The organism is Paenibacillus sp. P32E, assembly GCF_001909085.1.
Lineage (GTDB): Bacteria > Bacillota > Bacilli > Paenibacillales > Paenibacillaceae > Paenibacillus_AQ > Paenibacillus_AQ helianthi.
The window spans coordinates 162,516-185,998 of record NZ_LVYY01000035.1; the positions used below are offsets into that span (position 1 = coordinate 162,516).

The following is a 23,483-nucleotide window of genomic DNA, read 5'->3' on the forward strand; positions in this document are numbered from 1 at the left end:
TTCACGGCTTTGGCCTAACAGAGATATAACCAAAGCACCTCTTGTTAAAACATGTTGCGAATCTGCCCGCTCCAGCCCAGATAATCCAGCAGGAACCCAGCCACAAAGTGTCCCAATACGATAGCCAGCAATAAATGCAGCAGTCTTGCCTGAGGGCTCTTGGGATATCTTATGACCAAATCGAGCTTAAGGTTCTGAAGTGCCCACCAAGATATTGCAACACAAAATAAAGATATGACCATAGAAACCAAACCACTGCTGCCGATTGAGCTTGACAACTCATCATATAGCCCTGTATCCATGTTAGCCCCCTGTGTATTAGGTTACTCGGAAATCGACTCTTATATCATACTTGCGTAGGGGAAAAGAATCCAGTACTTTTACGAATTTTTAAACATTTCAGACAATGTAAGCTGTAATGTTTACGAGATATTCACTTTCCCAACAAGAACGACTTTGGCGGCTATCCGCCAGAACGAACTGTTTAAGCGGGGAAAAGGACAACTGAAACTTTCTATATCTGCAAAAAAAACGGCCAAGCCACAGGCTTGACCGTAATTGCTATTGTTGTCCTTTTCTGGTGGACACTTTGATCCGTGTAACGGCGCGCTGAAGCGCCAGCTCCGCACGGCGGTGGTCAATTTCATCCTGTTTGCTGCGGGCCTGAAGGCGGCGCTGTGCGCGCTCCTTCGCCGCTTCAGCGCGTTCAACATCGATTTCCGTAGGCAGCTCAGCACTTTCGGCCAGAACGGTCACCTTGTCTTTATGCACTTCCACGAACCCGCCATGAACAGCGATAGTAACTGTAGCACCATCCGCCTTGATGAACATTGGAGCAACCTGAAGTGGAGTTACAAGCGGAATGTGTCCCGGTAAAATACCCAGATCACCATCGGCACCCTTTACAGTCAAGCTGATAACCTGCTTGGAGTAGACAAGATGCTCCGGCGTGACAATTTCCAACAGAAAGGTATTCACTTTCATTCCTCCTCAGAGCTTTACGAAATCAAGCTCGCATCGAAAGCCATAGTTCAGGGTTACATCGTTTTCGCTTTTTCAACTGCTTCTTCGATTGTTCCTACGAACAGGAACGCTGCTTCCGGAAGATCATCATGTTTGCCTTCCAGAATTTCTTTGAAGCTGCGTACGGTTTCTTTGATAGGCACGTATTTGCCTTTGAAACCGGTGAATTGTTCAGCTACATGGAATGGCTGCGACAAGAACCGTTCAACCTTACGGGCACGGGACACAATGATTTTATCTTCTTCACTGAGCTCATCCATACCCAGGATGGCAATGATATCCTGAAGCTCGGTATAACGCTGTAGCAGCTGCTTAACACCCTGTGCCACGTCATAATGCTCCTCACCAACAATTTCCGGAGCCAGCATACGCGAACTGGATGCCAGAGGGTCTACAGCCGGGAAGATACCTTTTTCGGAGATCTTACGCTCCAGGTTGGTAGTTGCATCCAAGTGGGCAAACGCCGTGGCCGGAGCAGGGTCAGTGTAGTCATCCGCCGGCACGTAGATCGCCTGAATGGAGGTAACCGAACCTTTTTTGGTGGAAGTGATACGCTCTTGCAGCTGGCCCATTTCTGTTGCCAGAGTAGGCTGGTAACCTACGGCAGAAGGCATACGGCCAAGCAATGCGGATACTTCGGAACCCGCCTGGGTGAAGCGGAATATGTTATCGATAAAGAGCAGCGTATCGCGGCCTTCTACATCACGGAAATATTCCGCCATGGTCAGTCCGGTCAGAGCTACACGAAGACGTGCGCCCGGCGGCTCATTCATTTGTCCGAATACCATTGCTGTCTTCTTGATAACGCCGGAATCGGTCATTTCATGATAGAGGTCATTACCTTCACGGGTACGTTCGCCAACGCCTGCGAATACGGAAATCCCGCCGTGTTCCTGGGCAATGTTGTTGATCAGTTCCTGAATCGTTACGGTTTTACCTACACCGGCACCGCCGAAGAGGCCGATTTTACCGCCTTTAGCGTAAGGGGCCAGCAGGTCGATAACCTTGATCCCGGTTTCCAGAATTTCAGCTTGTGTTGACAGTTCATCAAATGTCGGAGCCAGGCGGTGAATCGGATTTCTCTCCGCAACCACTTCGGCGCCGTTATCAATTGGATTTCCCAGTACGTTAAATACCCGTCCAAGTGTAGCTGTGCCAACCGGAACCGAAATCGGCCCTCCCTGATCATCTGCTTCCAAGCCCCGAACCAGACCGTCTGTGGAAGACATGGCAATACAACGCACCAGATTGTCACCCAGGTGATTGGAAACTTCCAGGGTCAAATCAATCGTGCGGCCGTTTGCCAGGCTGGTTACAATCTTGATAGCGTTGAAAATCTCGGGCAGCTGGCCGCGTTCAAATTCAATATCGACAACCGGACCCATAATGCTTACAACGCGTCCTTTGTTCATTATATTATTTCCCTCCTCGAAAGCTGTTGCATTAAAAAGAAATCACCGCACCGCATAAGTGGGATAAATCTCACTTATACGGCACCTGTTTCTTGTGAAAATATAAGCCGAAGAGTTTGGCTTCGCATATATTTTAAGACTGCGCGTTCGCTCCTGCCACGATCTCGGTAATTTCCTGCGTAATTGCGGCCTGACGGGCACGGTTATACGTAAGTGTAAGTTCTCCGATCATTTTTGACGCGTTCTTCGTTGCACTGCCCATTGCTGTCATTTTCGCACCCAGCTCACTGGCCTTGCCATCCAGAATAGCGCTGTAAATCAGCGTTTCTGCATACTTCGGAAGCAGTACTTCAAGCACGCCTTCAGCGGAAGGCTCATACTCGTACATTGCATGTAGGCCTTCTGCCTTCTTCTCATGCTCTACCGCTTCCATAGGCAGCAGCCTGTCAACGGTAGGGACTTGACTGATTGCATTCACAAAGCGGTTATAGCAGATGTACAGCTCGTCATAAACGCCTGTTTCAAACTGCTGCACCGCCGAGTAGGCAATCGACTTGATGTCGGCAAACTTCGGTGTATCGGAGAGCTCAGTAACTTCTTCCACGATCGGATATTCACGGCGGCGTAGAAAGTCACGGCCTTTGCGGCCGATAACGAACAGAGCATACTCATCTTTAGACTTGTGGCGCTCCGCGAGCAGCATGGTCACTTTACGCAGAATATTCGCGTTGTATCCGCCTGCCAGACCTCTGTCGGAGGTCACAATCAGATACGCGGTTTTCTTCACAGGACGGCTGACCAGCATGGGATGCGTAGCACCCTGTGAGCCGGAAGCAATACTGGCTACGACCTCTTTCAGCTTTTCTGAATAAGGACGGGCAGCTTCTGCCTTTTCCTGCGCTTTGCGCAGCTTGGAGGCGGCAACCATCTCCATGGCTTTAGTGATCTGTCTGGTGTTCTGAACGCTCTTGATTTGACGTTTAATATCACGCATGCTTCTTGCCATGATTTCACCACCTTAGAGCTTTGACGAAGTCAAAGCTAACTTCGTAAGCATAATCTGAGCTTTGACGATAATCAAAGCTCCATTTGTAAGCATATTTCAGTGCTTTGGCTAGGCCAAAGCCCGGTTTGAAACATCCATAGAATGACTGTAATGCTTAGCTGGTCGCGAAGCCTCTTTTGAACTTGTCGATAGCTTCCTTAAGGGCAGCTTCGTTATCAGCAGTCAAATCCTTGGTGTCGGTAATGGATTTAGCAATTTCAGCCGCATTGCTGTCTACATAAGCCAGGAATTCCTTCTCAAAACGTCTAACGTCTTTGACTGGAATATCATCCAAATGGCCTTTGACAGCGGTATACAAGCTGATAACCTGATGCTCAACGGAGAGCGGCTGGTTAACGCCCTGTTTCAGGATCTCCATCATGCGCGCACCACGGTTCAAACGGGCCTGCGTAGATTTATCTAGATCGGAACCGAACTGGGAGAACGCCTGAAGTTCGCGGTATTGGGCCAAATCCAGACGAAGTGAGCCGGCAACCTTCTTCATCGCCTTGATCTGTGCCGAACCACCTACACGGGATACAGAGATACCCACGTTGATCGCCGGACGCTGACCGGAGTTGAACAGATCGGATTCCAGGAAGATTTGACCGTCCGTAATCGAAATTACGTTCGTAGGAATATACGCCGATACGTCAGAGGCCTGTGTTTCAATGAATGGCAGAGCGGTTAATGAACCTCCGCCAAGCTCATCGCTAAGCTTAGCCGCACGTTCCAGCAAACGGGAATGCAGATAGAATACGTCACCAGGGAACGCTTCGCGGCCCGGTGGACGGCGGAGCAGCAAGGACAATTCGCGATAAGCAGAAGCTTGCTTCGAAAGGTCATCATAGATAACAAGAACGTGTTCACCTTTGTACATGAAATATTCGCCCATTGCGCAGCCTGCGTATGGAGCGATATACAGCAGCGGTGAAGGCTCGGAGGCCGACGCGGTTACAACAATTGTATAATCCAGCGCGCCGTGGCGGCGAAGGGTTTCAACAACCTGTGCTACTGTAGATTGCTTCTGGCCGATGGCAACATAGATACATTTCATGCCATTGCCTTTTTGGTTGATAATCGCATCAATAGCGATTGCAGTTTTACCTGTTTGACGGTCACCGATGATGAGCTCGCGTTGTCCGCGGCCGATCGGCACCATCGCATCGACGGCCTTAAGACCGGTCTGCATAGGCTCATGCACCGATTTACGGTCGATAACGCCTGGTGCATTGTTTTCCACCGGACGGAATTCCGTTGTTGCAATTGGACCCTTGCCGTCAACCGGCAGACCCAGTGCATTCACTACACGGCCCAGCAGGGCTTCGCCTACGGGAACCTGCATAATTTGTCCTGTACGCTTTACTTGATCGCCTTCACGAATTTCCGTGTACTCACCCAGGATAACAACACCGACGTTGCTTTCTTCCAGGTTGAGAGCCATGCCCACTACTCCGTTGGAGAACTCCAGCAGTTCCCCTGCCATCGCGTTTTCCAGACCGTAGACACGGGCGATACCGTCGCCGACTTGAATGACGGTGCCGATTTCGGCCACTTCGATTTCGGCTTTATATTGCTCAATTTGACTTTTGATCAAACTGCTGATCTCTTCAGGTCTAATGCTCAATATCCTCACCCCTATCTTCTATGCTTATCATTAAAAGATTTCTCAAGACGCGCAAGTTTGCCGGACAGGCTGCCGTCATACAGCGTATCGCCGATGACGACCTTGAGTCCGCCAAGCAAGCTTTTATCAACCACATTTGTGATACGGATATTCCGGCCCGACAAACGGCCGAATTCCTCGGCAACCTGGGTTAGCTCGCTACTACTGAGCGAATAGGTTGAATAGACGGTGGCATCTGCCAGACCAAGACTATCTCCTTCAATCTTGATATAGCTGTCCAGCAGATCCGGAAGGATATCCATTCTGCCCCGCTTCATCAGAATTTCCAGAGTGTTGATAACCGCCCCCGACAGCTTGCCTTCCAACGCTCTTTTCAGCACGGCAAGCTTGTCTTCACCGGAGATTCGCGGAGAGCTGATAAATCTCTGCAGCTCTGTATCCGAATTCAGCGCAGTAACCAGGCTTTTCAGATCCTCTTCGATTTCCAGGGTCTGCCGCTCTTCAAAAGCAACCTCGAACAATGCCTTCGCATATCTTTTGGCGACTATCGTATCCCGACTCATGACCGGCCTCCGACCTCTTTGAGGTATTGGTCAACAAGCCCTTCTTGCGCAGGATCGGTGCTGACTTCCTTTTGAAGCAGCTTGGAAGCAATCTTGACGGATGCCGCTCCGAGCTCGCCGCGCAGTTCTTCGACCGCTTTGTTCTTCTCGTTCTGGATGTCACGTACGGCTTCATCCTTGATCCGGGAAGCCTCAACCTTAGCCGACTCGATCAGCTGCTCGGTCTGCTTGCTGCTGGTCTGTCTCGACTGCTCAATGATATCAAGAGCTTCTTTACGTGCAGTTTGAAGCGCCTGTTTCTGTTCTTCAACATAAGAGACTGCCTGTTCGCGGGTCTGGGCTGCTTCATTCATCTGCTGCAGTACTAGCTCACGGCGTTTCTCCATCACAGAGAACAAAGGCCCGAAAGCATATTTGTTCAGCAGGAAATACAGGGCTAGGAACGCAATCAGCGCCAGTACAAGAGATGTGATTGAAAAATGCAATTAAGGTCACTCCTTTCCGGGTAAACATTCTGTATGCTTCTTATTTCCGTTTTTATTTCCGTTTCAGTTCAAAAAAGAAAGCGTGGAGGGCCAAGGCCTTCCCCGCCGAGTTGATCAAAGCATGTATTAAGAACCTGCACCTGCGTAGAAAATGAATGCCAATACGACACCGATAATCGGCAGGGCCTCTACCAGAGCGACACCAATGTACATTGTTGTTTGCAGTGTTGCTCTAGCTTCCGGCTGACGAGCGATACCTTCTACTGTCTTGCTTACAATCAGACCGTTACCAATACCTGCGCCAAGCGCGCCCAAACCTACCGCGATTGCTGCCGCGATGTATGCCATAACTCCCATTAGTGAAATCCTCCTTAAAATTGTGTTTTACTATTTAAATATAATTAAAAATCAGACGTACTTGCGTGCGCCGTGACTGTGTAGCTAGCTAGTGCTCCTCATGAGTATCGATAACCTGCGAGATGTACAAGAAGGTCAGCATGACGAAAACAAACGCCTGAATCGATCCTACAAAGATACTAAAGCCCTGCCATACCATTAGAAGCGGTATAGAGGCAATTCCTCCTATAATACCTGTGGATCCCAGCTTGACCAGTTGTGCAATCAGCACTTCACCCGCAAAGATGTTACCGAATAGACGCATGCCGTGCGTCAGCAGTTTGGAGAACTGCTCAATGAGGTTAATCGGCAAGAAAACGGCAAACGGCTGTAAATAGTGCTTAAGATAACCCTTTGTATTCCGGGTCAATCCCAGGAAGTGCACAAGCACAAAAATCAGTCCAGCCAAGCCCATCGATACGGAAGCATCCGCTGTAGGGGATTTCCACCATGTGACTCCAACTTCAACTTCTTTGCCAGGATTTGCGGCCTCTACCTTGTGAATCTCTTCCACTACATTAACAAGCTGATGTCCAAAGAACGTCGCTTTGTTCACATCGTGGTATTCAGTCACAATACCAAACGGTAGGCCAAGCATGTTCCCTACAAAGATGAACAGGATTAATGTAAGCCCCAGGCCGAGAAACGGCTTGCCTTTCTTCAAATCCATGGTGCTGGACATCATGCCCTGTACAAATTCAACGAGCCACTCCATAAAATTTTGCAGCTTGCCCGGATTCTCCACAGACAAATTACGTGTGGCCAGACGAGCCAGGACAAAAACTATAGTGCAGGTAACAATCAGCATCAATATGATTGAAAGGTCGAAATCAAGTCCTCCCACCTCAATCATTGGCGATATGTGCATTTTTCTCCCCCCTTTCTATTTAGCATGATGTTTGTCTTCATTTAATACCATTATGAATCCTATAATAGGAAGGATAAAATAACCGGTTACCAGACTGGCGCATACAGCGATCTCATTAAAGTAATGAGGATACTCAATCGCGAGCACAATTGCCAAAATAGAAGTAGCGATCCGAAAGCCAAAGCCCAGTGTAGCCCGGCCTTTGCGTTCTCCAGATGCCGATTTGGCGATATTCATGATCTTGCGGGCCATGTAAAAAATGTTGAAGCAGCTGACAGAAGCGCCAAGTACAACACCATGGAACACTGTGCGGCGGTGGGGCATGATCTCCGCGATAACGAGACATGCAATTACAATTCCCGCTATGCTGAAGAGCATTAATTTATTCATTTTTGACGGATCAGTCATCGGTATCCCTCGTCACTTTCTTGATAAGACTTACAATACTGAAAGCTCCGGACAGCAGACCGAAAAGAACACCTATACCCACCCACAGCCCAAGGTTTCCCCACATATTGCCAAGCCATCTTCCCAGCAAATATCCACCAATTGTACATCCGGCAAGATCGATGCCGATAGCACTGACAAGACCCGCCGCTTGAAATGATTTTCTCAGCTTTTGGTTGTCATTATTTGACTGCCCAGGCTCTTTCATTCTATCCCGTCCTCGGAATTCCAATTCATTTTACTGAATGTTACAATACTTTGTCAATCCAGCGAAAAATGTGGACTTTTCGGATGAAAATATGAAAATAATCACAGCAAAACATTCCAAAACCATATAAACCGTACAGTTTCACTGTATGTTGGTTTTGGTTATTTGAGAAGTTCATTTCCCATGCCATCTGACTGTTTTGTGAACATTCTGTGAAACTCTTCCGGACGTTCCTGGACCACACCGAAATGATGCAAAATCGCATTGACAATTCTCTCGGAGGCTTTACCGTCTCCATACGGGTTGGCGGCCCGGCTCATCGACTGATAGAGGTCCTGATCAGTCAAAAGGGCATGTGTCCGTTGATACACCTTCTCCTCGTCCGTCCCCACAAGCTCCAGTGTTCCGGCTTCGATCCCTTCCGGGCGCTCAGTGGTATCACGCAGCACAAGCACAGGAACTCCAAAGGAGGGAGCTTCCTCCTGCAGGCCGCCGGAATCGGTTAATATCAGGTGGGTATGCGGATAAAAATTATGCAGGTCAACGACATCCAGCGGATCAATCAGCTTGATTCTAGGGTGTCCGCCGAGTATCTCATGCGCCGGTTCCTTGACTGCCGGACTCGGATGCACAGGATAAACTATGGCTACATCTTCAAATTCATCAGCGATTCTTTTGACAGCACGGAAAATATGACGGTGCGGTTCGCCTTGGGATTCTCTGCGGTGCGCCGTCATTAAAATAAGTCGTTTTCCTGAAGCAAAATCCAGCACAGGATGCCGGTAGTCCGGCTGTACGGTATATTGAAACACATCGGTTACGGTGTTGCCTGTGATATAAATACTTGATTCTTTTTTGTTCTCGTGTCTCAGATTACCTGCTGACCAGTCAGTCGGAGCAAAGTGCAGATCTGCAAGAACTCCTGTCAACTGACGGTTCATTTCTTCAGGATAAGGGGACAGCTTGTTCCAGGTCCGAAGTCCTGCTTCCACATGGCCTACCTGAATTTGCTGCAGGAACGAGGCGTAGCTGGCAAGGAAGGTGGTAAGAGTATCGCCATGCACCAGCACAAGGTCCGGCTTAGCTTCCCGAAGCACTGGTTCCAGCCCCTCCAGCACCCGAATGGTAATTTCGTTCAATGTCTGGCGGTCCTTCATCACATCCAGATCATAATCAGGAGTGATTCGGAAGACCTCAAGCACCTGGTCCAGCAGTTCGCGGTGCTGCGCTGTTACGCAAACCACGGATTCAATGTGTTCGGGATGTCTGGCAAGCTCCAGAACCAAAGGCGCCATTTTGATCGCCTCGGGGCGAACTCCGAAAATCGTCATCACTTTAATTTTGGACATAACCCCCACCCTCTCTTCAAAATACTTAAGTATTTTCTTTGTTCTATATTACTGTTACTTAATTATGTTTATTTGGTTCCATACAGACGGTCACCGGCATCCCCGAGTCCCGGAACAATATAGCCGTGATCATTCAGATGGTCATCCAGCGCAGCCACATAGATATCAACATCGGGGTGGGCAGCTTGTACAGCAGCAACACCTTCCGGAGCCGCAATCAGGTTCATCATCTTGATCTGTGTGCATCCGCGGTTCTTCAGCGAGGTGATAGCGGCAATGGCGGAGCCGCCTGTTGCGAGCATCGGGTCGATAACAATCAATTCACGCTCCTGAACATCCGTAGGAAGCTTAATGTAATATTCAACCGGTTGAAGGGTTTCGGGATCACGGAACAATCCAACATGGCCTACCTTGGCAGCAGGCAGCAGCTTCAGTACGCCTTCAAGCATTCCCAGTCCAGCCCGCAGAATCGGGATCAGGCCCAGCATTCTTCCGGAAATCACTTTGCTCTCCGTTTCTGCTACAGGCGTCTGCACAGTAATGGTCTCGAGTGGAATATCACGCGTAATCTCATATGCCATAAGTGTAGCGACTTCATCAACATGCTCTCTGAACTCTTTCGTGTTCGTCCGCACATCGCGAATAAATGTTAACTTGTGCTGAATCAAAGGATGATCGCAAATCACCAATTTTCCCATTCTTGTCCCTCCGGTAATTGTAAGTCTTATTTATAGCCGTAGAAAGCGCTTTTGCTTCTCCCCTGGCTAAATCTTGTCTATTATATCATCCTCAGAGACGTATTTCACCTCCAATGGAAATAGTGTTTTTTAGCAAAGCATCAGAAATATTAATGAAACAATTTATTTTGTATTAATAAAATATCCAAAAGTGTTATGATTATTTTCATTTTCATGAAATTCACATTATTTTCACTACTATTTTTGAAATTTCCATGAATGATAAAGGGATTTTTTCAGATCATTTTCAATGAATCATGCTTTTTTTTGTGAACATTTATTAACAATCAGGAAAATATAATGCCTTTTTATAGCCTTCTCATTTATTTTCTTCAAGTATATTTTCATTAGGTATTCAGGAAAGCAAATCCGAATTTTATTTATGAATAAAATTCAAAAACCGCTTAAGTCAAGGTTATCTATTTTACTATTCATGTTCCGCTATATATGACGGACATATATCTGAGGGTACAGTAAAATTGTTCCTTTATATCCCTCTTTGCAGCTTTTTTGAGTAGGAGTAACCATAGTTACAAAATTGAAAAGGGCTAACCCGCAAAATCTGGTTAACCCTAGATTTCAAATAGTTAGTTTATCCCATCTAACAAAAATTAATTAATCAATATTCCCTATTTACTGAGAGTATATGATTTACGCTTCAAACTACCATATGACCTTTCCACTGCATGTTGCTAAGCAACCAGCACTACAGGTCCAATTGCAACTTGAAGCACAGCCGCCTACACAACTTCCCCATGTACAAGTTCCGCAAGCGTATCCTTGAACATCGCTTCTTGAGTTGTTTTTTTTAGAAAACAAATGGCGCATTCTCTCACCTCCTTTTCATAGTTTACAACTTAACTAGCAGATAGACATTATCTCAAAATCAGTCTTTTATTCAATTTTCAATCAGATAAATTTCGTTAGTATTAAAGTCTATTGTCCAACTTCCATTAACAGATGATTTCCATATATACTTACGAGCCTTTTCACTCCACCAGTTTTCAAGTTTAACTGACGTTTTACCTAAATCGGCTACGATCTTTTCATAAACCAATTCTATTTCCCCAATATCACTATTTGAACATGGCAATGAGGAAAATAATTCTTGAAGGGCAGTCTTTCTTTCATAAAGATTCAATATTTCATTTTTCTCCTGTTCTGAAACTTCGCCTACTTTTTCGTTAGACATTAACTTCACTCTCCTTAAATTTAAAATTTTCTCTTTTGGAAATTATCACTTCAAGTGGGTCTAAATAGTTATTATCCTCGAAATTATTATTTACTACAAAGCCACTTTTATTTATTTCCAATCTGAGTTTATAGGAATTTTTTCGTTCAATATGACTAATTACACATTGAACTTTTGAAGGGATATTGATCTGAGACGTGAGTTTCTTATTTAAATATTTACATCTTTTGCAGTGATAGGAATCACATGAGTTGCAAAGAGGTGATTTTTCGACACTCAACATGTCTTTATCTTTTATATCTATCCCAGTTGTAAGATCACCGATAGAATCACTCTCATTTTCAAAATAAAAAGCCGCACAAGTATAAAACTTCCCGTTAGGAGCAAGGGTAAACGTATGCTCACCTGCATCACAGTTAGACATTTTATTTAAATCTAATATATCGGTGAGTACGTTCAATTCTAAAGGACTTTCATTCTCAAAATAACTCGACAGTATAATTTTTGATAATTCTTTTAATTGCTTGTCATAAGAATCCAAATCATTTGGACTCCATTCTTCTAGGTCAGAAATGACAAGGTTTATTCTAGAAAATTTCAAGTATATCTTTTCTATTAATTGAGCTAATTCATTTATCTCACTTCTACTTATGACGAGAATACAATTATCACTCTTAACAGCATCAACTTTATCTATTTGATTGATATTATGATCAAATACTATAATTGAGTTTTCTGGACTTTCAGAATTATGAAGATTCTCAACTCTTAAAGCGTTCCTATTTGATTGACTAGACGGAATTTCACCTATAAATACTGGAATATAATTATTTTTTTCACAAAACTCTAAACCTGCAAAGAAAACATCATCATTCATATAGGTAAACTCTTTAAATTTTCTTGGTGCTAAACAATTAAACGAAGCGTCTGTTGAAAGAATGATTTGAAGATAGTTCTGTCTTGTATTATGTAACCTTCCTTTTTTTCTATCTACAGTCATACCAGTCTTTTTTTCAAACTCACTCCAGAAATAATCATTAGCTCGACAATTTGCTTTATGCATCTCACAATTAAATGTAGTTCTTTTAAATAGCGTACCTGAATCAGCTACATCGTAATTGTTTCCAACACACCAAGAACAACCACTAGCAACATTACATTCAATGCATTCTTTTGGACTTTGATTTCTTATTGTTAGAAGCTCAAAGGGTCTTAATTTATCCCTATTAAATCCAGAGTATATATCTCCAACTGAATATCCATCCCTTTTATTTAATGAATAATCAACAAAACGCAAGCAAGGATAGAGCTTCCCCTGATAGTCAATTGCCACCATTTTCCCAGCACCACAATAAGTGGAATTCAGATCTTCTTCAGAAAAGGGTAATCCAAAGGACCCCTTTTGAAAGAATCTAATCTTATGATCGATCCAAAGATCGTTTTCTATTATATAATCTGCTAGTTTTTTTAACTGTTCTTCAAAAACTAAATTATCTCCTTCATGCCAGACATCTTCATAAATAATGTTAGCAGATACATCTTTTATCCCTAGATTCCATAAACTTATTACACTGTCCATTAAATGCGGAAGGTCTTCATGTGAAAAAGTTGCTTTGGTATGAGTATTAGGGAACTGTTCTTGCCATAAAGGCACACTATTCACTACTAAATCATACGATCCACTTCCATCCGGAAATATTCGTTGCAAATCATGTTTTGTTTGATTTCCATCAACGCTTATTCCAATACTCACTTTATGGTGATTCTTCTTTATAAAATTCTGCACTTTCTGAGTTGAATAATATATACCATTAGATGAAAAACTAAATCTATAATTTCCAAACCAGGGATGATCTAAAGTATACATTTGAACTTTAATGTAATCGCAGATTCTATCAATAAGATCAATTTCCAGGAAAGGTTCGCCCCCTATGAATTCCCATATAACTGCTTCACGTTTAAAATCATCTGAATTTTTTAATATAAAATCTACCGCATCACGAGCAATTTCAAAGCTCATTTTATTTGTTGTGTTTTTCCCCACAATATAACAATACTTACATGCAAGGTTACAATCCTCAGTTATACAAAAAGTTATCACTTGAGCTTCGTTGTCTCTCCAGTCTTTTGTAAATTCCCCCATTTGATAAGATATAGCATTCATCATAAATACCTCCATTTTGTCTATATTATTCTTATTCCGAGTTTCAACAAAGTATAAATGGTCTCTACGTTATAATTATCCCTCCCTTTACTTTTTATCTTTGCTATTTGACCCGTTATATACGCCGCTGCCATACTAGTTCCTATATAGTATTCGTAGTTGTTTATGTGATTTATATTGGGTATATGCACCACATTATTGGATGCAACGAAATATCCCATTCGGTATTCATATTCGGAGAAATTAATAGCCCCGTCTCCTTTCACAGAGACAACTCCCTTAAAAATTGAAGGAAATGAGATATTTCCTGTATTCGATGCTGCAGAAACTATAATAATTCCTTTTTTCTTGGCTTTTCGTATTAGTTTTTTTAAAGGCATGTAGTATCTTATTTTATTTGTTCCTAAACTCATATGAATGATATCCGGGTTGTCTTCGATCGCATGTTCTAATGCTGAAATTAGGATTCGACCATCCGATTTTAAATTTTCGTCAAGAATATTATGACTAATAAATCTCACATTTTCATGCATATACTTGATTACGAGCGCAATAATCGTACCATGATCATTTGAACATTTATTGAAATATTCAAAATTCACATGACCTCTCTCATTAATCCAATAGTTTATAGATTCAAGTACATAACAATCCAAATTTAATTTATTTATATCAATTCCACTATCAATTATTGAAATAATAATATTTTTACGATCATTATCTTTGTTAATCACATACTTCCTCCTTACTTAAGCAAGAGTGTTGCTAAATACAAGTTATCGTTCTTTTTACATTATTTTCTGCTATTTCTCCATTATTGATATAAAAAATACGATCAGCGTTCTGTAAACTTGAATAATCATGAGTTATGACAATTACTGTATGTTCTTTTGAAAGGCTATGTATTATTTCATCAATAAACTTTTGTGATTCTCTATCTAATGACGAGGTAGGCTCATCAAATAGTAATATCCTAGACTTTTTCAAAAGTGCCCTTGCGACCGCAAGTCTTTGTCTCTGTCCCCCTGATAAGTTTGAACCACCGTCTCCTATAACGGTTGAATATCCCTCAGGAAGCGTAATTATGAAATCATGTATATATGCTTGTCTACAACTCTCGTATACGTCCTCTAACGACGCTTCACTATTTACCAATAACAAATTATTTATAATTGTGTCATTAAAGAAGAATGAATCTTGTGCTACTATCGAAATCCCACCGCCTATTGTCAATATGCTAAATTCATTTATATCAATATCATCAATTAATATTGAGCCAGTGGATGGTTGGTAAAAGCGCAGGAGTAAATTCAGAAATGTTGTCTTTCCTCCACCACTTGGCCCAATAATAACATTCATTGTATTGGGGTATATTTCAACATTTATATTTTTAAGAACAGGATTTCTTATATCATAGGCAAAGTTTACATTTTGAAATTCCACTTTCCCCTTCAAATTCATGTGAACAGTTCCTGCTATCTCTACTTTATAGTCAAGGTTACCTTGCATATGTAATATTCGTTGAATAGAAACTATCATTTGTTGCACGTTGGAATTTAACCCTACAATCTCCATAACCGAAGATGTAAATTGAGAAGAATAATTATTAAAAGCTAGAAAAAATGCAAGATCAAGCGTTTTATATTTTAAAACAAACAAGGAGCCTACAAAGATAATTGAAACTTGCGTGCAAAACATTAAAAATTGAGAAATGTTTTGCGACAAGGCAGAATAGTTGCGAGCAGTAATACTTTTCTTTTTTAGAACATTTAGTATACTTTCAAACTCCCGTATCCTAACTTCTTTAATATTTAAGCCAACAATAGTTTTAATCCCCGTAAATGATTCTTGGATATGAGCAAAGAATTTATCCTTTAAAACTGAAATCGCCATCATCTGTTTTCTAACAAGTTTACCTGAATAGAAAAATAAGGCTATTGAAAATGGAACTAGTGCTAAGGTAATCAAGGTGAGTTCAATATGTAAATAAAGCATAATAATTATAACAACCAAAAATTTTAAAATATTCACCATTAGGGAAGTGAATTTATTTATTACAATATCCGCCACAACTTCAGGGTCATACTGCAATCTTGATATCAATTCACCTACCGGAGTATTATCAAATACCATTATTGGTAAGTTCATTACTTTGTGATATAATTCACTTTTCAAATCATAAGTAATTTGCTCATTAAGATAAGAAGCAGTTAACGCTTGTACATAATTGACCAATGCTTGAAGAAAGTAAAATAGGACCATATAAAGACAGTATCTGAATAAGTCTGCTAATTGGCCATTAAATATAGTGACTATGGCCTTGGCCCAAATTAATGGTTGGGCTAAATTTAATGCAACTGAAAAAATAACCAGTACTAAATTCATATAATAAGTTATTTTATATTTCCTTATGTATATATTGATTTTTTTAAAAGTGATTATAAAATTAGTTACCTTACTCATTTTCCACCTCCATAATAAATAATACTTTATAATCCAACTATAACCTTATTTATCCATTATAGCTATGCAATTAGATTTAATTCTGTTACGATACTGTGAATCAAATTTGACTCAAAGCTAACTTTCATTCTACCTTCATAACCACAAATTCGAGATAATAATCCATTTTTATAAAAAAAGGACCATTTCCAAATGCTAACCAGATAAACGATTAGAGGAAAGGGTCCTAAGCTATATTATTCGGGTGTATACATTTCCCACTATTAAAAATAACCCAGTAAAATCAAAGCCACTTTATCATATCCAGGCTATCTCAATGGAAAATATCAAAATGACGATTATATGCATAAGAAGCTGATACACTAGACCCGATCCAACTAGTATTGAAGACCTGGATAGATTGGGTATTGCTCAGTCAGTGCAGCGACTTCACGGGCAGCCTCAGAGAGGTTACCTTCATCAGCAGGATTCTTCAATACGTTGGCAATAATGCGGCCAATGGTAACCATCGCCTGCTCGTCCATTCCGCGCGAGGTGACTGCAGGTGTACCAATACGGATTCCGCTTGTCACAAAAGGGCTGGTAGGATCAAACGGAATAGCATTCTTATTAACCGTGATACCGATAGAATCGAGAACCTTCTCTGCATCCTTGCCAGTGATATTGAGATTGCGGGTATCAAGCAGCATCAAGTGGTTGTCAGTTCCGCCGGATACAATGTTAACTCCCTCACCAATCAATGTTTCTGCCAGCACCTTGGCGTTCTTTACCACATTCTCGGCGTAGGTTTTGAATGAAGGCTGAAGAGCTTCACCAAAGGAAACAGCCTTGGAAGCAATCACATGCATCAGTGGTCCGCCTTGCGAGCCCGGGAATACGGCCTTATCGATCGCCGCTGCCCAAGGCTGTCTGCAGAGAATCATACCTCCGCGGGGACCGCGCAGGGTTTTGTGCGTGGTTGTGGTTACAAAATGGGCATGCGGAACGGGACTTGGGTGAAGACCGGCCGCCACCAGTCCGGCGATATGGGCCATATCCACCATGAACAACGCGCCTACATCGTTCGCTATAGAGCCCAGGGCTTCAAAATCGATCGTACGGGGATACGCGCTTGCTCCGGCAACAATCAATTTCGGACGGTGTTTGAATGCAGCCTTGCGTACTTCATCATAATCAATCAGGAAGGTATCTTCCTGCACACCATAAGCCACAAAATTATACAAAAGGCCGGAAGCATTCACAGGGCTGCCGTGTGTCAGGTGGCCGCCATGCGCCAGGTTCATCCCCAGAACGGTATCGCCGGGATTCAGCGCAGCAAGATATACCGCCATATTAGCTTGGGCACCGGAGTGCGGCTGTACATTGGCATGATCGGCACCGAAGAGCTGCTTGGCACGGTCACGGGCCAGATTCTCTACGATATCCACATCTTCACAACCGCCATAATACCGTTTGCCGGGGTAACCTTCGGCATATTTATTCGTGAGCACAGAACCCATCGCTTCCATTACGGCTTCGCTGACGATATTCTCCGAGGCAATAAGCTCAATGTTGGCACGCTGACGGCTCAGTTCCAGTCCCATCGCTTCCAGTACTGCAGGGTCACTCTTACGCAATTGTTCCATGATTCTTATTTCCTCCCTAGTGCTCTTTAGTTTATGTTGTGTAAAGTCAAACTCCATATTCAGTGGCATGCCGGCAAAATGAATCTGTCTGTCCACTATTTAAAGATTTCAGGCGTACTAATCGCAATTGCCTGTTCCGCTGGTCTCGGGAGTACGGTAAACCGCACGTTCCCCGCCGATCAGCGGAGGTCTGCTCCAGGCTGCATTCACCCGGGCCGAACCAATATAACGCAAGCTTGGCCGGAAAGGCACCGCCACCCGGCGCAAGTGCATGCCGATCAGCGTCTCGCCAATATCAATGCCTGCATGGGCTTCCACCGTTTCCGCAAGGACCGGATCGGCCATCGAACGATAAGCAGCCGCAGCCATAGAACCGCCGGCTCCCGGTATCGGCACAGCCGATACTTCCCTAAGCCCCAGCTTCTCCAGCAATGAACGCTCCATGACCAGCGAGCGGTTCAAATGCTCGCAGCACTGGTATACCGGATGAAATCCCTTCTCCCCAGCGACCTGAACAATCCCCTCTAGCAGCTGCTGCGCCACTTCCAGCGCACCACCGGTACCAATACGGACCCCGGCTACCTCGCTTGTGCTTGCACCAACGACTAGGATTTTACCGGGTCCCAGATTTCCGGCTTCTGACAGCTCCCGTACTACAGCAGCGGTTGCAGCCGTTAAAGAAAGCTCTGCTCCCGCCGGTTGACCGGCATCACCGGATTGATAGCCGGATGCCGGATTCGCCCGTGAGTCCTGCTTCATGACTTGATTCATCACTTCTGCCTCCCTCAAGCAAGTAGAAACTGAACTTAACTGCAGTCCTGCATTTTAAACAAAAAAGAGCAGTCCGCAACCTACTGCGGATGTGCTCTTTTGCCCAGGCGACCGGCCGTTTATTCCAGTGCTCCATCGTGGTTTGATCCACATCTGTCGCCAGTTACACCGGAACCGGATAATATTTAATTTTATTTTAAAGGAATGGCTGCAAAAAATCAACCACCATTACAAGCGGCGTAAGGACTCCAGTTTATCCAGAAGACTGTACAGTGCTGTACGGATCTCAGCAGCGGCCAGCTCGTAATCTTCCCTGGGACCTCCAAAAGGATCGGAAATATCAAAGCTTGGAATCCGTTGGCGGATTTCGATGATCCGCTGCAAATCAGCGGATTTCGGCTCTTTTCCCAGTGCAAGACTAAGCTCGGCATCCGCATATAGGCTATCCAGCTCGAAGATATCTGCGTTCACGGCTTCTTCATCGTAGACATATTCTTTTAGCGTATATGTCTTCGCAACAGCCTCTGGAAAATACTGCAGCAAATGGCGTTTGTGGCCTCCCGTGAGGGTAAGTACCAAATCTGCCCAGGCTACTGTCTCTCCGCTCAACTGCGTGGACTGGATATGATCATGGACTCCTTCGTCCCGCAGAATCGCCGCGGCATGTCTGGATATGGAAGTACCGGAAATGGCGGAAACGCCTGCAGACCGCACTTCCACGTCGATTCCCCGCTCCTTCGCAAGCTTCCGGAGAAGCCCCTCAGCCATAGGACTACGGCACGTATTTCCTGTGCAGACGAATAAAATATGCAGCATACTTTCCACCTCCATCAACAAATAAATTGAGTTATAGAATATTGTTGTGCCGTTATTGTATCAAAAGATGAACAGTAAGCCAAACGCAAGCAGGATTCCCCCGCCCAGCGCCTCCCCGTAATCACCAAGTCCACGGCTGACTCTCCTTCCCAGCAGCAGGCCGGAAATCGACATCAGACCCCCGCAGGCCCCAAAGGCGAGCACGGTTAACACTATGCTATTCACAAACATCCCAAGGGAAACCCCTACCGAAAATGAATCTATACTCACACTGAGCGAAATCAGCAGCATCCCCCAGAAATTGCGGTGATCCACAGGATTACTCCGGGTATGCTCTGTCCGAAAGGAATTGAATACCATGTGTCCGCCGAGCAGTACCAACAGCCCTCCGGCTGCATAGGTGGTAACTTGTCCTAGGAAATGTCCCACATAGCTGCCGGTGAACAACCCAAGCAGGGGCATCAGCACATGAAAAAAAGCAATCAAGAGACTGAGCTGCAGCACATGCAAAAGACGGATGCCCTTCATCCCGATGCCTACACCGAGTGAAAAAGCGTCCATCCCCAGTGCGATTGCCATAATGGCTATCGTCACTATCTGGCCCCAGCCAGCATATACTCCCCCTATGTCCATGCCCATACCCCCAAAGTCCGAAAGTCTTGTACCACAACCATATGCGGACAAGGGGGGATTCATGACTGTAGCACGCTGTTCGCACGGAGAGTACAACATAGGAACTTTAACAGTCAGGGTATACGGCAATGAAGCCACCCGAGGGTTATCCCGCGTCGACGACGGTTCCGCCGGCGGCTTTCATCAGCCGGTTCATGATGGCTAAGCCGAGGCCGGTATCCGGGCAGGCCTCGGCCAGAATGTAAGTCGCTCCCGCTTCATCGAAGCGCCGCAGCGCGGCATACAGGGAGCGCGCCCCTTCCTCCGGCGAGGCCAGCGAGCCGAGGGACACCACGCAGGCGGCCGCGTTGGCGGGATACAGGGCCCTATGCTCCTCGAAGAGGAGCAGGCCCGTGATCTCGCCGGCGCGCTGCGCCGCCTGCAGCAGATCCGCAGCGGCTTCCGCCACGCGCTGCGCGGAAGCCCCGCGCACTACGCCAAGCGCTCCGCGCGGGGCGTAGTGCGTGTACTTCATGCCCGGCGCGCGCGGAGCCGGGCTATTGTCCCCGGCGGCATGCGCCGCGCCGGGGGAATATCCGGAAGCGACCGCAGGCGCTTCCGCAGGGTCCGTGGACGGGCCGGGGGCCCCGGCGGCAACGTCCACGGCAGGGGCAGGGGCCGGGGTAACGGCCCCGGGACCAAGCACCGCCGCGAGCTGCTCGGCGGTGATGCCGCCGGGACGCAGCACGGCGGCCGTCCCGTCCGGCTGCACCTGCACGACGGTCGACTCCAGGCCGACACCGGCCGCGCCGCCGTCAAGCACTCCGCCGATGTATCCGGCGAGGTCCTCCAGCACATGGGCGGCCAGCGTTGGACTCGGCCGCCCGGAGCGGTTGGCGCTGGGCGCAGCCACCGGGCAGCCTGCTGCGCGGATCAACGCCAGCGCGAGCGGATGATCCGGCATGCGCACGCCGACTGTATCCAGACCCGCTGTCACCAGTGGGGACAGCACGCCTGGCAGGACCGGCAGCACAACAGTTAGCGGACCCGGCCAAAAAGCATCGATCAGCGCGGCCGCGGAAGGGTGTACCTCTGTCACCAGCCCGTCCAATTCGCTCCGCTCGGCAATGTGCACGATCAGCGGATTGTCGGAAGGCCGCCCCTTTGCGGCAAAAACCGCTTCTACTGCAGCCGTGCTGCGCGCGTCCGCCCCCAGTCCGTACACCGTCTCGGTCGGGAACGCGACGGTACTTCCTTCTCGCAGCAGAGCTGCTGCCTCTTCAATGGCTTCCCGGTCTGCCGTGCTCTGCGGATAAGGAGCGCAATCCGTACCCATTGGTTCTGCCGGAGACAGCTTCCAATAGCGGGTAGATTCGATATGGCCGCTGCGGCGCTGGACCGCAAACGAGGAATCTTGAGGTTTTTTCATTTTCATCACAAGCTTTCTACATAGGGTGACTTTATAGCCTCAGCATGTAAAGCCTTATATATAAACTCTTATAAGTTCAACAAAAGCGGCCCCACCAGGTGGCGCCGCAGGAAATCTGATTCAGTTCACACTATATCGTAACATAGGCCGTTATAGATTCATATAATCTCAGCTGAATAATCCGCTGATCCAACTCCATAACTTCTCCAGCAGCTCCCAGAAGAAGAACCGCACCTTCGGCGTTTCCGCTTCCGCGCTTGCAGCGGATACCGTTGTATTCACAGAAGCTGTGGTTACCGCCCCTTGATCCGCTGTCTTCACTTTGGCTCCCTCTCCAGCTGCTGCGGCCGAGGCGGTCTTAGCTTTGGCCGCGGCAGGTGCCGCTGCATCCCCGGACCCTGCATCGATGAAGCACAGCGGCGGAAACAGCACGCACCACCAGTTCTGTCCCTTGCCGGCGCCCAGCGTGATGCGCACCGCTTCATACTCTCCGGCCGGATAGACCTTGCCGCCGTACATTTTGGTCGGAAACGGGACGACACCCAGCTCTACGTTATAGCCATATTCTATCCCCCGCTTATTCAGCTCCCGAGCCACCAATGCATTCAGTTCCGGCAAATGGCTCCGGATCAGCGTCCGGGCCTGTTCCAGACTCTGCGGATCTTCCAGCAGAGCCACCCACTGGTTCATCTGGTCGACTACACTGTCGCGGATCTGGCGTTTGACGAGCTGATCACCCGCCGCATCCGAATTCGCCAGAATGCGCAGCCGGATCGAATCCTGCGGAATGGACATCTCCGCTACAGCCGCATCGGTTTTTTGTCCTTCCCAGGCCATCATAAGAACCATAAAAAAACAAATTAAAATGGCAGTATACTTAAAAGTTACCCGTAGCGAATCCTGTTTTCCAGTCTTGTTCCGTTCCATCTCCAGCAGCCCCTCTCCCTCAAAAACGCTTATGTCCCCAGTATGCCCGGGAAGGAGAGTCTGCAAACCTATCAATCTATGAATTATACAGGTTTCAGAAATGTACTACCGGCGCTGGCAGGTCTTCCTCTACATCCTGGCCATACAGCAGCACACTCATCGCAATGCCCATACTGGCCATATTAATTAATACAGAGGTCCCGCCATAGCTGATGAACGGCAGCGTTATTCCGGTTAGCGGCATTAGGCCGATGTACGCGCCGATGTTCTCAAGAATCTGATACAGCAGCATGGCTACAATCCCGATGATCAGATAAGGTCCGGCGCGGTCTCTGCATTCCAGAGCGATCAGAATCATCCGGTGGATGAGAATAAAAAACAGCAGCAATAGCAGTGCCGCTCCCACGAAACCGAACTCCTCGGCAATCTGGGCAAAGATCGCATCAGTATACAACACTGGTATTTTACCAGACTGTACCGAACCGCCCTTCATATAGCCTTCCCCGCTGAGCCCGCCTGAGGCAATGGCTATTTTGGCATTGCGCGTCTGATAGCTGTCGTCGCTGCTTGCCAGCTCTGGCACCAGCCAGGGGTCGAAGCGGGCCACAAAGTGCTTGCGGCCAATAGTATCACTGAGGAAATGGGTCATCTGCTCATGATAGTTAATGTAGCTGAAAATAAACCCTCCCACCGCAACGCCCCCAACAATCAGTCCAATCAGCGCATGAGACCATTTAATCCGGCCAATCCACAGCAGACCGAGCAGGATGACCATATAGCTTAGCGCGTTGCCCAGGTCGTTCTGGCTGATGACGATCACAAACGGCAGCAGCGCAATCATACTGAGCGGCACGACATCCCGCCAGAACTGAAGCTCATTTTTATTTTTGCGGACCAGCAGTGCAGCCAGCGCGAGGATTAGAATCAGCTTGAACAGCTCCGCCGGCTGAACACTTAATCCCCCTACCTCCAGCCAGCCCCGTGCACCGTACTTTACCGTCCCAAAAAAGCTGACCACCACCAGAATCACTACGCCCAGCATATAGATATAATGTGCATATTTGACCAGAAGACGATAATCAAACAGGGACAATCCGAAGAACACAACAAAGCCCAGCCCGTACCACTTCAGCATCTGAATGTGCAGCCCGTCGTCATCTCGTCCGTGCGTGACACTATATATCGATAAAATACTGATGACCATCAGCATAAGCAGAACAACGACGATGACACCATCGATCTTTTTGAACCTCTGCAGCATGGAGCTAGCCCCTAACTGTACATGGAATCGGTTTCCCGCTGGAGCACTCATTCAGAAGAAACC

Annotated in this window: 25 protein-coding genes and 1 riboswitch; all 25 genes read right to left on the minus strand. The window is 46.2% G+C overall.

Features of this window, described 5'->3' with window-relative positions; translation table 11 throughout:
* Positions 1-44: 44 nt before the first annotated feature.
* The 25 genes from A3848_RS23580 to A3848_RS23700 all read right to left on the minus strand — a co-directional run bounded on the left by A3848_RS23580 (position 45) and on the right by A3848_RS23700 (position 23,420).
* The gene (locus tag A3848_RS23580) at positions 45-302 is read right to left on the minus strand and encodes a DUF1146 family protein (protein ID WP_074087318.1); all 258 of its coding nucleotides are present in this window, start codon (positions 300-302) and stop codon (positions 45-47) included.
* A gap of 259 nt (positions 303-561) precedes the next feature.
* Positions 562-978, minus strand: coding sequence for a F0F1 ATP synthase subunit epsilon (locus A3848_RS23585; RefSeq protein WP_074087319.1), 417 nt, complete (start codon positions 976-978; stop codon positions 562-564).
* A gap of 59 nt (positions 979-1,037) precedes the next feature.
* Complete coding sequence (gene atpD, locus A3848_RS23590) at positions 1,038-2,435, minus strand: F0F1 ATP synthase subunit beta (protein WP_074087320.1); 1,398 nt, start codon at positions 2,433-2,435, stop codon at positions 1,038-1,040.
* 133 nt (positions 2,436-2,568) lie between these two features.
* Positions 2,569-3,441 (minus strand): ATP synthase F1 subunit gamma, encoded by an 873-nt coding sequence (atpG, locus tag A3848_RS23595; protein WP_074087321.1) that lies wholly within the window; start codon positions 3,439-3,441, stop codon positions 2,569-2,571.
* A gap of 154 nt (positions 3,442-3,595) precedes the next feature.
* Complete coding sequence (atpA, locus tag A3848_RS23600) at positions 3,596-5,107, minus strand: F0F1 ATP synthase subunit alpha (protein WP_074087322.1); 1,512 nt, start codon at positions 5,105-5,107, stop codon at positions 3,596-3,598.
* Positions 5,108-5,118: 11 nt separating this feature from the next.
* A complete protein-coding gene (locus A3848_RS23605) occupies positions 5,119-5,670 on the minus strand; it encodes a F0F1 ATP synthase subunit delta (RefSeq protein WP_074087323.1) in 552 nt (183 codons plus the stop codon).
* The gene (gene atpF / locus A3848_RS23610) at positions 5,667-6,155 is read right to left on the minus strand and encodes a F0F1 ATP synthase subunit B (protein WP_074087324.1); all 489 of its coding nucleotides are present in this window, start codon (positions 6,153-6,155) and stop codon (positions 5,667-5,669) included. Before atpF ends, A3848_RS23605 begins: the two co-directional genes overlap by 4 nt.
* A gap of 126 nt (positions 6,156-6,281) precedes the next feature.
* The gene (gene atpE, locus A3848_RS23615) at positions 6,282-6,512 is read right to left on the minus strand and encodes a F0F1 ATP synthase subunit C (RefSeq protein WP_074087325.1); all 231 of its coding nucleotides are present in this window, start codon (positions 6,510-6,512) and stop codon (positions 6,282-6,284) included.
* An 88-nt stretch (positions 6,513-6,600) separates the two neighbouring features.
* The gene (gene atpB, locus A3848_RS23620) at positions 6,601-7,419 is read right to left on the minus strand and encodes a F0F1 ATP synthase subunit A (RefSeq protein WP_074087326.1); all 819 of its coding nucleotides are present in this window, start codon (positions 7,417-7,419) and stop codon (positions 6,601-6,603) included.
* Between the two features lie 15 nt (positions 7,420-7,434).
* Positions 7,435-7,809 (minus strand): ATP synthase subunit I, encoded by a 375-nt coding sequence (locus tag A3848_RS23625; protein ID WP_256701707.1) that lies wholly within the window; start codon positions 7,807-7,809, stop codon positions 7,435-7,437.
* Between the two features lie 10 nt (positions 7,810-7,819).
* Positions 7,820-8,074 carry an AtpZ/AtpI family protein gene (locus tag A3848_RS23630; RefSeq protein ID WP_074087328.1) on the minus strand — a complete coding sequence of 85 codons (255 nt, stop codon included), beginning with the start codon at positions 8,072-8,074 and terminating at the stop codon, positions 7,820-7,822.
* Between the two features lie 161 nt (positions 8,075-8,235).
* Positions 8,236-9,423 (minus strand): non-hydrolyzing UDP-N-acetylglucosamine 2-epimerase, encoded by a 1,188-nt coding sequence (gene wecB / locus A3848_RS23635; RefSeq protein WP_074087329.1) that lies wholly within the window; start codon positions 9,421-9,423, stop codon positions 8,236-8,238.
* A 68-nt stretch (positions 9,424-9,491) separates the two neighbouring features.
* Positions 9,492-10,121 (minus strand): uracil phosphoribosyltransferase, encoded by a 630-nt coding sequence (gene upp / locus A3848_RS23640; RefSeq protein ID WP_074087330.1) that lies wholly within the window; start codon positions 10,119-10,121, stop codon positions 9,492-9,494.
* A gap of 702 nt (positions 10,122-10,823) precedes the next feature.
* Positions 10,824-10,988: an AC3_0185 family rSAM-modified Cys-rich RiPP gene (locus A3848_RS33475; RefSeq protein ID WP_083612322.1), complete on the minus strand. Its 165-nt coding sequence runs from the start codon at positions 10,986-10,988 to the stop codon at positions 10,824-10,826.
* Positions 10,989-11,058: 70 nt separating this feature from the next.
* Positions 11,059-11,352 carry a CXXX repeat peptide modification system protein gene (locus A3848_RS23650; RefSeq protein ID WP_074087331.1) on the minus strand — a complete coding sequence of 98 codons (294 nt, stop codon included), beginning with the start codon at positions 11,350-11,352 and terminating at the stop codon, positions 11,059-11,061.
* A complete protein-coding gene (locus A3848_RS23655) occupies positions 11,345-13,516 on the minus strand; it encodes a radical SAM peptide maturase, CXXX-repeat target family (protein WP_178382066.1) in 2,172 nt (723 codons plus the stop codon). The genes A3848_RS23650 and A3848_RS23655 overlap by 8 nt, the downstream gene beginning before the upstream one ends.
* Positions 13,517-13,536: 20 nt before the next feature.
* Positions 13,537-14,250: a S8 family serine peptidase gene (locus A3848_RS23660; RefSeq protein WP_083612325.1), complete on the minus strand. Its 714-nt coding sequence runs from the start codon at positions 14,248-14,250 to the stop codon at positions 13,537-13,539.
* Positions 14,251-14,281: 31 nt separating this feature from the next.
* Positions 14,282-15,979, minus strand: a complete 1,698-nt coding sequence (locus A3848_RS23665; protein WP_074087333.1) for an ABC transporter ATP-binding protein — start codon at positions 15,977-15,979, stop codon at positions 14,282-14,284.
* Positions 15,980-16,356: 377 nt separating this feature from the next.
* Positions 16,357-17,607, minus strand: a complete 1,251-nt coding sequence (locus tag A3848_RS23670) for a serine hydroxymethyltransferase (RefSeq protein ID WP_074087445.1) — start codon at positions 17,605-17,607, stop codon at positions 16,357-16,359.
* Positions 17,608-17,721: 114 nt separating this feature from the next.
* Positions 17,722-18,375, minus strand: a complete 654-nt coding sequence (locus tag A3848_RS23675) for a TIGR01440 family protein (protein ID WP_074087334.1) — start codon at positions 18,373-18,375, stop codon at positions 17,722-17,724.
* Positions 18,376-18,469: 94 nt separating this feature from the next.
* Positions 18,470-18,552, minus strand: a riboswitch (ZMP/ZTP riboswitch).
* A 51-nt stretch (positions 18,553-18,603) separates the two neighbouring features.
* A complete protein-coding gene (locus tag A3848_RS23680; protein WP_074087335.1) occupies positions 18,604-19,191 on the minus strand; it encodes a low molecular weight protein arginine phosphatase in 588 nt (195 codons plus the stop codon).
* A 60-nt stretch (positions 19,192-19,251) separates the two neighbouring features.
* Positions 19,252-19,824, minus strand: a complete 573-nt coding sequence (locus tag A3848_RS23685; protein WP_074087336.1) for a manganese efflux pump MntP — start codon at positions 19,822-19,824, stop codon at positions 19,252-19,254.
* A gap of 145 nt (positions 19,825-19,969) precedes the next feature.
* Positions 19,970-21,232: an L-threonylcarbamoyladenylate synthase gene (locus A3848_RS23690; RefSeq protein WP_074087446.1), complete on the minus strand. Its 1,263-nt coding sequence runs from the start codon at positions 21,230-21,232 to the stop codon at positions 19,970-19,972.
* Between the two features lie 168 nt (positions 21,233-21,400).
* Positions 21,401-22,159, minus strand: coding sequence for a stage II sporulation protein R (gene spoIIR / locus A3848_RS23695; RefSeq protein ID WP_074087337.1), 759 nt, complete (start codon positions 22,157-22,159; stop codon positions 21,401-21,403).
* A 94-nt stretch (positions 22,160-22,253) separates the two neighbouring features.
* A complete protein-coding gene (locus tag A3848_RS23700; protein ID WP_074087338.1) occupies positions 22,254-23,420 on the minus strand; it encodes an FtsW/RodA/SpoVE family cell cycle protein in 1,167 nt (388 codons plus the stop codon).
* Positions 23,421-23,483: the final 63 nt, after the last annotated feature.

Bases quoted from the DNA above. Each gene is read 5' to 3' on its own strand.
- A3848_RS23580 (WP_074087318.1), bottom strand. From the start codon at position 302: ATGGATACAGGGCTATATGATGAGTTGTCAAGCTCAATCGGCAGCAGT.
- atpD (WP_074087320.1), bottom strand. From the start codon at position 2,435: ATGAACAAAGGACGCGTTGTAAGCATTATGGGTCCGGTTGTCGATATT.
- atpG (WP_074087321.1), bottom strand. From the start codon at position 3,441: ATGGCAAGAAGCATGCGTGATATTAAACGTCAAATCAAGAGCGTTCAG.
- A3848_RS23605 (WP_074087323.1), bottom strand. From the start codon at position 5,670: ATGAGTCGGGATACGATAGTCGCCAAAAGATATGCGAAGGCATTGTTC.
- atpE (WP_074087325.1), bottom strand. From the start codon at position 6,512: ATGGGAGTTATGGCATACATCGCGGCAGCAATCGCGGTAGGTTTGGGC.
- atpB (WP_074087326.1), bottom strand. From the start codon at position 7,419: ATGCACATATCGCCAATGATTGAGGTGGGAGGACTTGATTTCGACCTT.
- A3848_RS23625 (WP_256701707.1), bottom strand. From the start codon at position 7,809: ATGAATAAATTAATGCTCTTCAGCATAGCGGGAATTGTAATTGCATGT.
- A3848_RS23630 (WP_074087328.1), bottom strand. From the start codon at position 8,074: ATGAAAGAGCCTGGGCAGTCAAATAATGACAACCAAAAGCTGAGAAAA.
- wecB (WP_074087329.1), bottom strand. From the start codon at position 9,423: ATGTCCAAAATTAAAGTGATGACGATTTTCGGAGTTCGCCCCGAGGCG.
- upp (WP_074087330.1), bottom strand. From the start codon at position 10,121: ATGGGAAAATTGGTGATTTGCGATCATCCTTTGATTCAGCACAAGTTA.
- A3848_RS33475 (WP_083612322.1), bottom strand. From the start codon at position 10,988: ATGCGCCATTTGTTTTCTAAAAAAAACAACTCAAGAAGCGATGTTCAA.
- A3848_RS23650 (WP_074087331.1), bottom strand. From the start codon at position 11,352: ATGTCTAACGAAAAAGTAGGCGAAGTTTCAGAACAGGAGAAAAATGAA.
- A3848_RS23655 (WP_178382066.1), bottom strand. From the start codon at position 13,516: ATGAATGCTATATCTTATCAAATGGGGGAATTTACAAAAGACTGGAGA.
- A3848_RS23665 (WP_074087333.1), bottom strand. From the start codon at position 15,979: ATGAGTAAGGTAACTAATTTTATAATCACTTTTAAAAAAATCAATATA.
- A3848_RS23675 (WP_074087334.1), bottom strand. From the start codon at position 18,375: ATGAATCAAGTCATGAAGCAGGACTCACGGGCGAATCCGGCATCCGGC.
- A3848_RS23680 (WP_074087335.1), bottom strand. From the start codon at position 19,191: ATGCTGCATATTTTATTCGTCTGCACAGGAAATACGTGCCGTAGTCCT.
- A3848_RS23685 (WP_074087336.1), bottom strand. From the start codon at position 19,824: ATGGACATAGGGGGAGTATATGCTGGCTGGGGCCAGATAGTGACGATA.
- A3848_RS23690 (WP_074087446.1), bottom strand. From the start codon at position 21,232: ATGAAAAAACCTCAAGATTCCTCGTTTGCGGTCCAGCGCCGCAGCGGC.
- spoIIR (WP_074087337.1), bottom strand. From the start codon at position 22,159: ATGGAACGGAACAAGACTGGAAAACAGGATTCGCTACGGGTAACTTTT.
- A3848_RS23700 (WP_074087338.1), bottom strand. From the start codon at position 23,420: ATGCTGCAGAGGTTCAAAAAGATCGATGGTGTCATCGTCGTTGTTCTG.